This window comes from Mesorhizobium sp. M0119 (assembly GCF_040322615.1).
GTDB lineage: Bacteria > Pseudomonadota > Alphaproteobacteria > Rhizobiales > Rhizobiaceae > Mesorhizobium.
This window is the reverse complement of record NZ_JAMYTU010000002.1, coordinates 36,147-49,732: the sequence shown is the minus strand read 5'-3', so window position 1 is coordinate 49,732 and position 13,586 is coordinate 36,147. Positions and strand designations below refer to the sequence as shown.

The following is a 13,586-nucleotide window of genomic DNA, read 5'->3' as shown; positions in this document are numbered from 1 at the left end:
TCCAGTCCGGTGCCCGAAATTGCCGGTTGAAAGGTGCCAGGAAAACACTCGCGCAGCGCTCACATCAGCCGTCGCCCATCGGCGCCGAAATACAGCGGCGAGCGATAGCGGATTATGATCTTGTCGCCCTGCGCCAGGTCGGTGTCGGGGTCGGTCAGCGTCACCAGCTTCCTGGTCCCCACCGTCACGTGCAGATGGTTCTGGTCGCCGAGATGCTCGACCCAATCGACGACGCCGTCGGCATGGCCGTTCGCGGCCTTCTCGATCGAGAGATGTTCGGTACGTGCACCGATCGTCCTGGTCCCCGCCGGCGCGCCGCCATCCGGCAGCAGGCCGACCGGCAACAAATTGATTGCCGGTTGGCCGAGCCTTGCGGCGACGTGAAGGTTTGCCGGCTCAGAATAGATCGTGCGCGGCGAACCGATCTGCACCAGCACGCCGTCGGCGAGGATGCCGATGCGGTCGGCCATGGTCATCGCTTCGATCTGGTCATGGGTGACGTAGAGCATTGTGGCGCCGAGTTCGGCCTGGATGCGCTTCAGCTCGAGCCTGAGATCGGCGCGCAGCTTGGCGTCGAGCGACGACAGCGGCTCGTCCATCAGGTAGATCGACGGCTTGCGCACCAAAGCGCGGCCGATGGCGACGCGCTGCATCTCGCCGCCCGAGAGTTTGGTCGAGCGATTATTCAGCTTATGGTGGATGCGCACCATCTTGGCCACATCCTCGACGCGGCGGCGGATCTGATCCTCCGGCATTTTCCGCGCCGGCGAGCGCAGCGGAAAGGCGAGGTTGTCGTAGACCGACAGATGCGGATAGAGCGAATATTGCTGGAACACGAAAGCGGTGTCGCGCTCGGCCGGCGACAGCGTTGTCGTGTCGTGGCCGGCAATATGGATCGAGCCCGCTTCCGGCCGCTCCAGCCCGGCGATCAGCCTGAGCGTCGTCGTCTTGCCGGCGCCGGTCGGCCCGAGCAGCACGACGAATTCGCCGTCGGCGATATGCAGGTCGAGATTGTCGACGGCGACATGCTCGCCAAAAACCTTGGTCACGCCTTTGATGTGAACGTCAGCCATGATGCGCTCTCCCCTGAGAGGCCGAGTCATGGATTTCGGTGCGCACCGCACGGCCGGATCCTTTTGCGAACAGCGACAGCCGCGCGCTGCTCAGCGCCAGGCCGACATGATCGCCCGGATTGAGCCGGATTTCGGCCGGCACCCTGGCCTTGATGATGCCGTCTGCCGTCTCCACTGCCACAATCTGCGTGGTGCCGAGATATTCGGTGCCGTAAATGGCGCCGCGCAGCTTCGAAGCGTCGTCGAAACGGATGTGCTCCGGTCGGATGCCAAGCGCCATCTCGGCCGGCGCAACATCCTCGCGCACCTCCGGCACGGCCACCTTCGCGCCTTGCACAACAATTTCCCTGGCGCCCTTTGAAAGCCCGCCGCCGAAGCCGAGGAAATTCATCGGCGGCGAGCCGATGAAGTCGGCGACGAACATCGTCGCCGGCCGGTCGTAGATCTCGCGCGGCGTGCCGAATTGTTCGATGACGCCGTGGTTCATCACCGCGATCTTGTCGGCCATCGACATCGCTTCCATCTGGTCGTGCGTGACATAGACGGTGGTGGCGTGGATGCGGTTGTGCAGTTCGCGCAGCTCATGGACCATCAGGTCGCGGAATTCGGTGTCGAGCGTGCCGAGCGGCTCGTCCATCAGGAAACACTTTGGCCGCCGCACGATGGCGCGGCCGAGCGCCACGCGCTGGCGGTCGCCACCGGCAAGCCCGGAGACGGATTTGTTAAGCAGATGGTCGATCCGCAAAAGCTTCGCCGTCTCTTCCACTCGGCTCCGGATTTCAGCGCCTGGCATGCCTTGCGCCAGCAGCGGAAAGCCGATGTTCTTCCTCACATTCATGTGCGGATAGAGCGCGAACAGCTGGAAGACGAAGGCGATGTCGCGCTCGCGGGCACGCCGCATGGTGACGTCCTCGCCGCCAAGCAGGATCTTGCCGCCGGTCGGCAGTTCGAGCCCGGCGATCATGCGCAACGTCGTCGTCTTGCCGCAGCCGGACGGCCCCAGCATGACGAAGAATTCGCCGTCCTCGACGACGAAGTTGGAATCCTGCACGGCGACGAAATCGCCGAATGCCTTCCTCAGATGTTCGACCCTGATCTCGGCCATCGTCTACTCCGGAAATTTCGAGACGATGATGAACATCGCCGTGCCGGCAAGCATGGTGATGAAGGAATAGGTGTAGAGCACCAGTGCGAAGGGCTGGAACAGCATCAGGAAGCCGATCGCGATGATCGCGGTGGCGACGTTTTCCATCAGCCCGCGCCTGGCCCAGACGGGCCAGCGCGATTTGCGTTTTGCGGTCAGGTTCATTTGCGCACCGCGCCAAAGGTGATGCCGCGCAGCAATTGCTTGCGAAGCAGGATGGTGAAGACCAGGATCGGCACCAGGAAGATCGTCGTGCCGGCAGCGACCGCCGGCCAGTCCTGGCCGCCTTCGCCGATGATGGTCGGAATGAAGGGCGGCGCGGTCTGCGCCGTGCCCGAAGTCAGCAGCGCGGCGAAGGCATATTCGTTCCAGGCAAAGATCAGGCAGAAGATGGCTGTTGCGGCAATGCCGGTAGTCGCCTGCGGCAGCACGGTGCGCCAGAACGCCTGCAGCCGCGTATAGCCGTCGATCATCGCCGCTTCTTCATATTCGCGCGGGATCTCGTCGATAAAGCCTTTCAGCAGCCACACCGCCAAGGACACGTTGACGGCCGTATAAAGCAGGATCATGCCGAGAGCCGTGTCCGACAGGCCAAGCTCGCGATACATCAGGTAGATCGGGATGGCGACGGCGATCGGCGGCATCATCCGCGTCGACAGGATGAAGAACAGAAGGTCGTCGGCGAGCGGCACCTTGAAGCGCGAAAAACCATAGGCCGACAGCGTGCCGAGGAACACCGCGCAAAAGGTCGAGCCGAAAGCGATGATCAGCGAATTGACGAAGCGCGGCATGAAGTTCGACGGGCCGGCGATCACCATGTTGCGCTTGCGCACCGTCTCGTCGCAAAGGCCCGTCGCCGGCCCCAGCGAGTTGATGTATTCCGGCGTCTGCCTGGTCCGCGTCGTGAACAGGTTGCAGTAGCCCTCAACGCTGGGCTGGAACAGGATCTTCGGTGGGTAAGCGATCGAATCGGGCGGCGTCTTGAAGCTGGTGGTGAAGATCCACAGCAGCGGCACGATCGAGATCAGCGCATAGGCGACGATGATCGTGCCGGCGACGCGCTTCGACGTGGCCGACGGTGCGACAACGGAGTGGGCTGACGTCAGGCTCATCTCTGCTTCACCTTGTTCAGCGCCTTGACGTAGATGTTGGCCAGCCCGAACACGGCGACGAACAGGATGATGGCGAAGGCCGAGGAATAGCCCGTCCGCCAGCTTTCGAAGGCCTGCCGCTTCAGCGTGATCGAGGCCACTTCGGTGGTCGATCCCGGCCCGCCGCCGGTGAGCAAATTGACCATGTCGAACATCTTGAAGTTCTCGATTCCGCGAAACAGCACCGCCAGCATGATGAAGGGCAGCGCCATCGGCAGTGTGATCGACCAGAACTGCCGCCAGTTGGAGGCGCGGTCGACCTCGGCCGCTTCGTAGATGTATTCGGGGATCGAGCGCAGGCCGGCGAGGCAGATCAGCATCACGTAAGGCGTCCACATCCAGGTGTCGACGATGATGATCGACCATGGCGCCAGCGACACATTGGAGAGCATGCTGATCTGCGTTGCCGGGATTCCGGTGACGAACGAGACGGCGTAGGCGAACAGCCCGATCTGCGGCTCGTAGAGGAAGCGCCAGAAATTGCCGACCACCGCCGGCGACAGCATCATCGGCACCAGGATGATCGTCGTCCAGAAGGCGTGCCCGCGGAACTTGCGGTCGATCAGCCAGGCCAGCGTAAAGCCGATCAGCGTCTGCAGCAGGATGGTCCAGAACACGAAATGCGCCGTCGTCTGCATGGCGATCCAGATGTCCTGGTCGGCGAGGATGCGCTTGTAGTTCGCCAGCCCAAGGTTCTTCACAATTTCGTTGGGGCGATTGGCGCGAAAGTTTGTGAAGGACAGATAGATCGCCCAGAACAGCGGGAAAATGTTGATGGCGAGAAGCAACAGGATCGTCGGCGAGATGAACAGCCAGGCGAGGCCCTTGTCGCTGATGCCCCGGACCTTGCGGGCCAACGGCTCAGGCGTAGCCCGGGCAACGCTGTCCGCCGTCCGATTGAGCATGGTCAGTCCTGCTTCGGTCACTTGGATCGTCTCGACAATGGAATTTATCTGAACTGTGTCCCGTGCCAAGGGTGGCACGGGACGGTTCGGTCATGGGCTCGGGAGGAGCCGTTTACATCTTGCCGTCGTCCTGGAAGACCTCGGTCCAGTCCTTGACGAGGCCGTCGAGCGCATCCTTGGCCGAGCCTTGCCCGGCAACGACATAGTCGTGGAAACGCTTCTGCGATGCCTGCAGCAGCGGGGCGTAGCTCGGCTCCGCCCAGAAGTCCTTCACGATTGCCATCGAGTCGAGGAAGGTCTGCGCATAGGGCTGGCTGGCCGGGAAGCCCGGGTCCTTGACGACCGCGTTGAGGCAGGAATAGCCGCCGAGCGACCACCATTTGGACTGCACGTCCTTGTTGGCGAACCATTTGACGTATTTGAGCGCGGCTTCCTGCTTGTCGGAATAGGAGACCACCGAGATGCCCTGGCCGCCGAGCTGGGCGAACTGGTCGCCGTCCGGACCTTTGGGATTGACGAAATAGCCGATCTTGTCGCCGCCGACATTCTCGTCCTTCTGCAGGCCTGGCCAGGTGAAGGCGAAGTTCATATGCATCGCCACCTGGCCGGATTTGAAGGCATCGACGCCTTCGCCCATGTAGCTGTTCGAGGCGCCGGGAGGGGTGCAGCAATCGTAGAGGGCTTTGTAGAACTCCAGGCCCTTCACCGATTTATCGGAGTTGACGAACCCTTCCATTTCGTAGGGCTTTTTCGGGTTTTCGTACTGGAAGCCGAAGCTGTAGAGTACGTCCATGGCACCCATGGTGATGCCTTCCGAGCCGCGCTCGGTGTAGATCGACGCGCCATAGACGGTCTTGCCGTCGATCTCGCGCTTCTGGAAGAATTCGGCGATCTGCTTCAGCTGGTCGAAGGTCGTCGGCGGGCCGAGATCCCAGCCGTACTTTTCCTTGAATTCCTTCTGCAGCTCCGGCTTGGAGAACCAGTCCTTGCGGTAAGTCCAGCCGACGACGTCGCCCATGGCCGGCAGCGCCCAGTAATTCGGCGAGTTCTTCGGCCATTCCGAGTAGCCGACGACGGTCGCCGGCACGAAATCGTCCATGCTGATCTTCTCCTTGTCGAAGAAGTCGTTCAGCTTGACGTAGTGGCCGTTCTCGGCGGCGCCGCCGATCCACTGGCTGTCGCCGATGATCAGGTCGCACAGCTTGCCGTGCGAATTCAGCTCGTTGAGAAAGCGATCGGCATAGTTGGTCCACGGCACGAATTCGAATTTCATGCCGATGCCGGTTTCCTTGGTGAAGTCCTTGGACAATTCCACAAGCGCGTTGGCCGGGTCCCAGGCTGCCCAGCAAAGCGTCAGATCTTCTGCCTGCGCGACGTTCGAAACGGCTGTCGACGCAAAGAGTGTCGAGGCCAGTCCCAACGTCAGTTTCAAGGTCGATTTCATGCCTTCCTCCCATTTGCGAAACGCGTCCGGATGACGGTTTCAAGAGCCCGCTAAACCCCTCCTCCGGGGCCCAAACACAACGACGCGACGGCGCACCGGATGTTTAGTAATTTGTTTAGTGATGCAATTTTTACTAAACAAGGCAAGCGAATTCGTTGCTGCATCGCAGCATGCTGGATAGGAAAGCAACGTGAGAGGTTGCGGCGACCTGCCTAGGTCACCGTCTTGTTGCTGACCGCCACCGGACGGATCACTGGGGCCGGCGGCAGCAGCGCGCGGATATCGGCGAAGGGGAAGACCGGCTCGAAGCGGAAGGCCTCGGCGAACGATCCGGCTGGGCCGTTGCACTGGCCGGCGCGAAAGGCGTTCTGCGTGCGCGCCGCATCGACGAAACGCTCGGGATCCTGCGACTGGTGCGCCCGGATCGCCTCCGCCTTGAGACCGAAATGCCTGGAGGTATCGACGTAGTGCGTTGGCGAAAACCCGGTGCCGCCGAACGTGTCGGCATGCAGCACCGGCACCGAGAATGATGCGGCGATGCGCATGCCATCCGATAGCGCGCGATGGTCGCCGTGATAATCGTTCGGCGCATGCGTGATCGCCAGATCCGGCCCTATCTCGCCGATCAACGCCTTCAGCGCCCCGATCAGGGCGGCGTCGGCGACCAGCGCGCCATCGGGAAAATCGATGAAGCGCGGCGTCACGCCAAGCAGACCGGCCGCCGCCGTCGCCTCTTTGCGGCGCGTGCGGGCAAGCGCGGCCGGATCGCCGTAGCCGCCCCTGGCGCCATCCGTGGCTATGGCAAAAAAGAGTTCTGCGCCTTGCGCGGCATAGGCGGCCATCGTACCGAACACGAAGATCTCGATGTCGTCCGGATGCGCGCCAAGCGCCAATATCTTCACTCTCATCTCTCCCGGAAACGGAAAAACGTGCCCAACGGAATTCTGCTCGCTCTCATCGCCTATGCAAGCTATTCGTGCAGCGACGCGGTTGTCAAAAGCCTCGGCGGGCAGTTCAACGTCTTCGAGATCGGCTTCTTCTCGACATTGTTTGCCGGCTGTTTCCTGCTCTTTGCCAGGCCGGCAGGCGAGCGCTGGCGCGATTTCTGGCGCACGACCCGGCCTTGGGCGGTACAGGCCCGCGCCTGGGCCGGCATCGCCTCCGGCGTGCTCAGCGTCTACGCCTTCACCACCATCCCGCTGGCGGAAGTCTATGCGCTGATCTTCCTGGCGCCGCTGTTCGTCACCATCCTGGCCACGCTGGTCCTCAAGGAGAAGGTCGGCCCATGGCGGTGGCTGGCGGTCGTCGCTGGCTTTGCCGGGGTGATGCTGGTCGTCAGGCCTGGGTTTCGCGAGTTGCACCTTGGTCATCTGGCGGCGTTCATCATCGCCTTCCTGGCCGCCACCAATGTCATCCTGATGCGTTCGCTTGCCGCGCAGGAAAAGCGCACGACGATGCTCGGCGTGCTGATCGGCTACGGCCTGCTCTTCAACGGCGTCGGTGCGGCGGCTACCTCGTTCTCGCTGCCGGATGGAAGGCAGTGGGGCTGGCTGGTGCTGGCCGGCGCCTTTACCGCCGGCGGTCAGCTGCTGCATCTGCTGGCGGTCAAATACGCACCGGCCAACCGCATCGCGCCGACGCATTACTCGCAGATCGTCTGGGCCGTGGTCCTGGGCGCGCTGTTCTTCAGGGAATATCCCGATTTTCTGTCGCTGGTCGGCTTGGCCGTGGTCGGCGGTTCCGGCCTGCTGACGATGGTGCGCGAGGAGGTGCGGCTCGGCACCGTGCGCTGGAACCCGTTTTCGCGGACCAGGCTTTGAGTCGGCGCCGAGGTTGCGCCGCGACCGCCACCGCTGATATGCGGTCGCTGCCAACTGGCTGCACGTCCTTGGGACAATGACCACAAAACCTTTGCCGGAACTGCCGGTCTCCGCTGTCTTGCCGGCGCTCAATGAAGCGCTCGGCCATGGCAATAGCGCCGTGCTGGTGGCGCCGCCCGGCGCCGGCAAGACGACGCTGGTTCCACTGGCGCTGCTCGACGCTGAATGGCTCGGCGCCGGAAAAATCATTCTGCTCGAGCCGCGCCGCCTCGCCGCCCGCGCTGCCGCCCGCCGCATGGCCGAATTGCTTGGCCAAGAGCCCGGCGAAACCGTCGGCTATGCCATGCGCATGGAAAACCGCACTTCCGCAAAGACCAGGATTCTCGTCGTCACCGAAGGCGTGCTGTCCCGCATGATCCTCGACGATCCCGAGCTGCCCGGTGTCGCGGCGGTGTTGTTCGACGAGTTCCACGAACGCTCGCTCGACGGCGATTTCGGGCTGGCGCTGGCGCTCGACGTGCAAAGTGCGCTGAGGCCCGACCTCAGATTGCTGGTGATGTCGGCGACGCTCGATGGCGCGCGTGTCGCAAGACTGCTGTCCGGCGCGCCGGTGATCGAGAGCGCAGGCCGCGCCTTCCCGGTCGACATCCGTTATGACGAGCGGCCGGCCGGCGTCACCATCGAAGATGCCATGGCCAGGGCGATCCGCTCGGCGCTTGCCGGGGAGGAGGGCAGCGTGCTCGCTTTCCTGCCCGGCCAGCGCGAGATCGAGCGCACCGCCGAGCGGCTCGCGGGCAAGGTCGGCGCCGACACCGACATCGTGCCGCTCTACGGCATGCTCGACAACACGGCGCAGGACGCGGCGATCAAGCCGGCGCCGCCCGGCCGCCGCAAGGTCGTGCTGGCGACGTCGATCGCCGAAACCTCCATCACCATCGACGGCGTGCGCGTCGTCATCGATTCCGGCCTATCGCGGCTGCCGCGCTATGAGCCGGCGAGCGGCCTGACGCGGCTGGAGACGGTACGTGCTTCCCGCGCTTCCGCCGACCAGCGCGCCGGCCGTGCCGGGCGCACGCAGCCCGGCGTCGCCATCCGGTTGTGGCGGGCCGAGCAGACGGCGGCACTGCCGGCCTTCACGCCGCCGGAAATCCTCGAAGCCGATCTTTCCGGCCTGTTGCTCGATTGCGCCGCGTTCGGCGTCGCCGATCCGACCAGCCTGTCCTTCCTCGACCCCCCGCCGGCTCCGGCGCTCACCGAGGCGAGGGCGCTGCTGCGTGCGCTCGATGCGGTCGATGCGGCAGGACGCCTGACAGATGCCGGTGCCGCGATGCGCAGGCTGGCGCTACCGGTGCGGCTCGCCCACATGGTCGCCGAGGCCGCAAGGACCGGACAGGCGCTCGAGGCGGCGATGCTCGCCGTGCTATTGACCGAGCGCAGCCTTGGCGGCGACGGTGCCGATCTCGAACGGCGGCTGATGCGCTTTCACGCCGAAAGATCGCCGCGTGCCACCGCTGCCCGGCAGCTGGCCGAGAGGTTGGCAAAGCAGGCTTCACCCTCCCCCTCGAGGGGAGGGTCGGCGAGCGAGCCGAGCGCAGCGAGACGAGGGAGACGCGGCGGGGTCGCCGATGGCGTGCCCGAACCGACCCCACCCCGAACCGCGACGCGGATCGACGCGCCGGGGCGAGCCGCGGGTCTCGCCCGTCCTTCGGACCCCCTCAAGGGGGAGGGCAGCACCGCCGGCGCTCTCCTCATCCATGCCTGGCCGGATCGGATTGCCAAAGCGCGCGGCGAGCGTGGCCGCTTCGTGCTTGCCAATGGCTCCGGCGCCATGCTCGACGCCTCCGATCCGCTGGCCGGCGAGACCTGGCTCATCGTCGCCGACCTGCAGGGCAAGTCACAGAACGCCCGCATCACCGCGGCGGCATCCATCGATGAGACCGATATCCGCGCCGCGCTGGCGGAAAAGATCGAGACCCGCCGCGAGGTGAGCTTCGACCGCGACAGGCGCGCGGTGCGGGTGCGCGAAACGGTTCGCCTCGGCGCCATCATGTTGTCCGAACGCATGCTGCCGGCGCCGACCGGTGCCGACGCAGACAGCGCCATTCTCGGCGCCTTGCGCGAACACGGCCTGTCCCTGTTGCCGTGGAACAGGGAGGCGGAGACGTTGCGGCAGCGGCTCGGCTGGCTGCATCGCGGCCTCGGCGCGCCATGGCCCGATGTCTCCGATGCCGCGCTCGTCGAGCGCCTCGACGACTGGCTGCTGCCGTTCCTTTCCGGTGCCGCATCCTTTGCGGCGATTGATCCCAGCATGCTTTCGCAAGGCCTGATGACGCTGGTACCGCACGAATTGCAGCGCAAGATAGACACATTGGCGCCGACCCATTTCGACGCGCCGTCGGGCAGCCGGCTACCGATCCGCTATGACGGCGAATGGCCGGTGCTGGCGATCCGCGTGCAGGAACTGTTCGGCCTCGACCGGCATCCCGCGATCGCCAACGGCACTGTGCCGCTGACGCTCGAATTGCTGTCGCCGGCGCATCGGCCGATCCAGACGACGCGCGACCTTCCCGGGTTCTGGCGCGGCTCCTGGGCCGATGTGCGGGCAGACATGCGCGGCCGCTATCCCAGGCATGTCTGGCCAGAGAACCCGCTTCTCGCCGCCGCCACCAGCCGCGCCAAGCCGCGCGGTACCTGACGCTTCCCGGACTGTCATCCCGAACGGAAGGCCAGCTTCGGCGGTTTTTCGGAAAAGACCTCCGGCTGTTTCCCCTCTATAATCATTGGCCATGATAAACATTCTGCACGCACCCGACTTCCAGCAAAGCCAGCGGCTGCGCCTCAACACGCTGATCAGGTTGCGCTGGCTTGCCATCGTCGGCCAGAGCCTGACCGTGCTTGTCGTCGCTTACGGGCTGAAATTTCCGCTACCGGTCAGCATGTGTTTTGCGCTGATCGCCTGTTCGGCCTGGATGAACCTTTTGCTGACCTTCCGCTATCCGGCGGCGCATCGGCTTACCCCGTTCTCGGCCTTCGCCATCCTGACCTTCGACAGCCTGCAGCTTGCCGGCCTGCTCTATATGACCGGCGGCCTCACCAATCCGTTTTCGCTGCTGATGACCGTGCCCGTCGTCGTCTCGGCGACGTCGCTGCCGCTGCGGCTGACCGCCATGCTCGGCGCGCTGGTGATCGTGGCGGCGACGCTGCTGGTCTTTTACCACCTGCCGCTGCCCTGGCATGAGGCCGCGCCATTGGCGATGCCGTTCATCTATGTCGCCGGCATATGGATGGCGGTGTTCTGCTCCATCGCCTTTACCGCGATCTATGCCTTTCGGGTGGCCGAGGAGGCGCGGCTGCTTGCCAACGCGCTTGCCGCCACGGAACTGGTGCTGCAGCGAGAACAGCATCTCTCTGCCCTCGACGGCCTCGCCGCGGCCGCCGCGCACGAGCTCGGCACGCCGCTCGCCACCATCACGCTTGTCGCCAAGGAGATGGAGAAGGCGCTTGGCGAAGATCCGAAATACGGCGAGGACGTGAAGCTGCTGCGTTCGCAGAGTGAGCGCTGCCGCGAAATCCTGAAGCGCCTGACCAGCCTTTCCTCCGAGAGCGAGGTGCACCTCTCGCGTCTGCCGCTGACCTCGCTGGTCGAGGAAGTGACGGCGCCGCACCGCGATTTCGGCATTTCGATCAAGCTTCGGCCGGGCGAGCGCATTGGCCCGGAACCGGTGGGCCGGCGCAATCCCGGCGTCATTTACGGCCTCGGCAATCTGGTCGAGAACGCCGTCGACTTTGCCCGCAAAAACGTCACCATACGCTGGAAATGGAACGAGGCCGCCATCAGCTTCTCGATCATCGACGACGGGCCGGGCTTTCCGCCGGAGATCATCGACCGCATCGGCGAACCTTATATGTCGACGCGCCAGGGCACCGAAGCCGGCGGCGGCCTCGGCCTCGGCCTGTTCATCGCCAAGACCTTGCTCGAACGCTCCGGCGCGACGCTCGATTTCCGCAATTCGAGCGAGCCCGGCGAGGGCGCTATCGTGCAGATATCGTGGCCGCGCAGCGTCTTCCTCAATCCCGAGCAGGCTTCGGCCACCATGTTCGACACGGCCTAAATTGGACAATAGCGTTGCGAAACTATATTTGCGTAAAAACCAGGCAGCAGGATTTTCAGCACGATGAGTACTGACGAAACGATTGGCGCAATGGTCGAAGGCGAGGACACCTCGCTGCTGATCGTCGACGACGACAAGCCGTTCCTGACAAGGCTTGCCCGCGCCATGGAAACCAGGGGTTTCGTGGTCGAGACGGCCGAGAGCGTCGAGGAAGCGGTTGCAAAGGCGCGCGCCAATCCGCCGGCCTATGCGGTGGTCGACATGCGGCTGGCCGACGGCAACGGCCTCGACGTCGTCGCCGCCATTCGCGAGAAGCGCGACGATGCCCGCGCCATCATCCTCACCGGCTACGGCAACATCGCCACTGCGGTGACGGCGGTAAAGCTCGGCGCCATCGACTATCTGTCGAAGCCGGCCGATGCCGACGATATCTTTGCAGCCCTGACCCGCACGGCGGGCGAACGCGCGGCGCCGCCCGAAAATCCGATGTCGGCCGACCGGGTACGCTGGGAGCACATCCAGCGCGTCTACGAAATGTGCGACCGCAACGTCTCGGAAACCGCACGCCGCCTGAACATGCATCGCCGCACACTGCAGCGCATCCTCGCCAAGCGCGCGCCGCGCTAAAAGGCTCTGACTACAGGCTTGCCCGGCCAGCGCTGTTTGCGCATCATCGCTTGGCGGTGTCGGACCTTGCCGCTGATACGACGGAGGCGACATGCAGGACGAAAAGCGGCTGGTCTCGATGCTGCGCGAATTCCTCGACAGCGAGGCGGCCGGCGGCCTCATCCTGATGGCTGCGGCGGCGTTGGCCCTGATCGTCGCCAATTCGCCGCTGGGCGAGGCCTATTTCTCCGCCCTCCATGCCTATCTCGGACCGCTCAGTGTCTCGCACTGGATCAATGACGGCCTGATGGCGGTGTTCTTCCTGCTGGTCGGCCTCGAGATCAAGCGCGAGATGCTCGACGGCCAGCTGTCGACCTGGCCGCGCCGCGTGCTGCCCGGCATCGCCGCCGCCGGCGGCATGGCAGTGCCGGCACTGGTCTACGTCGCCATCAACCGCAACAATCCAGCCGCTCTGTCCGGCTGGGCGATTCCGACCGCCACTGACATCGCCTTTGCGCTCGGCGTGCTGTCGCTGCTCGGCAGCCGCGTCCCGGGCTCGCTGAAGATATTCCTCACCGCGCTCGCCATCATCGACGATCTCGGCGCCGTGCTCATCATCGCGGTGTTTTATACCAGCGGGCTGTCGCTCGCCTATCTCGGCGCCGCCTTCGCCGTCATCGCGCTGCTGGTGGTGCTCAACCGCATGCGGGTGCTGACGCTGCTGCCCTATATCGTGCTCGGCATCGTTCTGTGGGTTTTGGTGCTCAAATCAGGCGTCCATGCGACGCTCGCCGGCGTTGCGCTGGCCCTCACCATCCCATTGAAGATATCGCCGGGCAGCGGCCACGATCTCGACCATTCGCCGCTGCACCGGCTCGAACACGGCCTGCACAAAATCGTCGCCTTTTTCGTCATCCCGATTTTCGGCTTTGCCAACGCCGGCGTCTCGCTCGGCGGTCTCAGCGCTGCCGCGCTGGCCGAGCCGCTGACGCTCGGCGTCGCCGCCGGTCTCGTCGCCGGCAAGCTGGTCGGCGTGTTCGGGTCTTCCGCACTCGCCATCCGGCTCGGCTTCGCCGATTTGCCGGTCAATGCTGGCTGGCTGCACATGGTCGGCATTTCGCTGCTCTGCGGCATCGGCTTCACCATGAGCCTGTTCATCGGCCTGCTCGCCTTCGCCAGCGACGTCGCTCTGCAGGACGCGGTCAAGGTCGGCATCCTCGCCGGCTCCTTCATCTCCGCGATCCTCGGCGCCGCCGTACTGCTGGTGGCGCCGGTCGCGGACGGGACGGACGAGGCCGAAGAATAGTCGCGCCAACACTTCCGGCCTTCAG

The 13,586-nt window shown here is 64.5% G+C and carries 12 protein-coding genes; 5 read left to right on the top strand and 7 right to left on the bottom strand.

Features of this window, described 5'->3' with window-relative positions; genetic code table 11:
* Positions 1-59: 59 nt before the first annotated feature.
* The 7 genes from NKJ40_RS02130 to NKJ40_RS02100 all read right to left on the bottom strand — a co-directional run bounded on the left by NKJ40_RS02130 (position 60) and on the right by NKJ40_RS02100 (position 6,619).
* Positions 60-1,073, bottom strand: a complete 1,014-nt coding sequence (locus tag NKJ40_RS02130) for an ABC transporter ATP-binding protein (RefSeq protein WP_352464352.1) — start codon at positions 1,071-1,073, stop codon at positions 60-62.
* Positions 1,066-2,178, bottom strand: coding sequence for an ABC transporter ATP-binding protein (locus NKJ40_RS02125; protein ID WP_352464350.1), 1,113 nt, complete (start codon positions 2,176-2,178; stop codon positions 1,066-1,068). Before NKJ40_RS02125 ends, NKJ40_RS02130 begins: the two co-directional genes overlap by 8 nt.
* A 3-nt stretch (positions 2,179-2,181) precedes the next feature.
* On the bottom strand, positions 2,182-2,382 hold the full coding sequence (locus NKJ40_RS02120; RefSeq protein ID WP_352464348.1) for a hypothetical protein: 201 nt from the start codon (positions 2,380-2,382) through the stop codon (positions 2,182-2,184).
* On the bottom strand, positions 2,379-3,329 hold the full coding sequence (locus tag NKJ40_RS02115) for a carbohydrate ABC transporter permease (RefSeq protein WP_352464347.1): 951 nt from the start codon (positions 3,327-3,329) through the stop codon (positions 2,379-2,381). The genes NKJ40_RS02120 and NKJ40_RS02115 overlap by 4 nt, the downstream gene beginning before the upstream one ends.
* The gene (locus NKJ40_RS02110; RefSeq protein WP_352464771.1) at positions 3,326-4,273 is read right to left on the bottom strand and encodes a carbohydrate ABC transporter permease; all 948 of its coding nucleotides are present in this window, start codon (positions 4,271-4,273) and stop codon (positions 3,326-3,328) included. Before NKJ40_RS02110 ends, NKJ40_RS02115 begins: the two co-directional genes overlap by 4 nt.
* A gap of 112 nt (positions 4,274-4,385) precedes the next feature.
* The gene (locus NKJ40_RS02105) at positions 4,386-5,717 is read right to left on the bottom strand and encodes an ABC transporter substrate-binding protein (protein ID WP_352464345.1); all 1,332 of its coding nucleotides are present in this window, start codon (positions 5,715-5,717) and stop codon (positions 4,386-4,388) included.
* A 212-nt stretch (positions 5,718-5,929) separates the two neighbouring features.
* Positions 5,930-6,619, bottom strand: coding sequence for a PIG-L deacetylase family protein (locus NKJ40_RS02100; protein WP_352464343.1), 690 nt, complete (start codon positions 6,617-6,619; stop codon positions 5,930-5,932).
* Between the two features lie 27 nt (positions 6,620-6,646).
* Between NKJ40_RS02100 and NKJ40_RS02095 the strand changes: the two genes are divergently transcribed.
* The 5 genes from NKJ40_RS02095 (at position 6,647) to nhaA (ending at position 13,561) form a co-directional block, all read left to right on the top strand.
* The gene (locus NKJ40_RS02095; protein WP_352464341.1) at positions 6,647-7,537 is read left to right on the top strand and encodes a DMT family transporter; all 891 of its coding nucleotides are present in this window, start codon (positions 6,647-6,649) and stop codon (positions 7,535-7,537) included.
* Positions 7,538-7,613: 76 nt separating this feature from the next.
* On the top strand, positions 7,614-10,232 hold the full coding sequence (gene hrpB, locus NKJ40_RS02090) for an ATP-dependent helicase HrpB (protein ID WP_352464339.1): 2,619 nt from the start codon (positions 7,614-7,616) through the stop codon (positions 10,230-10,232).
* 91 nt (positions 10,233-10,323) lie between these two features.
* The gene (locus NKJ40_RS02085) at positions 10,324-11,649 is read left to right on the top strand and encodes an ActS/PrrB/RegB family redox-sensitive histidine kinase (protein WP_352464338.1); all 1,326 of its coding nucleotides are present in this window, start codon (positions 10,324-10,326) and stop codon (positions 11,647-11,649) included.
* Positions 11,650-11,712: 63 nt separating this feature from the next.
* The gene (locus NKJ40_RS02080; protein WP_023676342.1) at positions 11,713-12,276 is read left to right on the top strand and encodes an ActR/PrrA/RegA family redox response regulator transcription factor; all 564 of its coding nucleotides are present in this window, start codon (positions 11,713-11,715) and stop codon (positions 12,274-12,276) included.
* A gap of 91 nt (positions 12,277-12,367) precedes the next feature.
* On the top strand, positions 12,368-13,561 hold the full coding sequence (gene nhaA / locus NKJ40_RS02075) for a Na+/H+ antiporter NhaA (RefSeq protein ID WP_352464336.1): 1,194 nt from the start codon (positions 12,368-12,370) through the stop codon (positions 13,559-13,561).
* Positions 13,562-13,586: the final 25 nt, after the last annotated feature.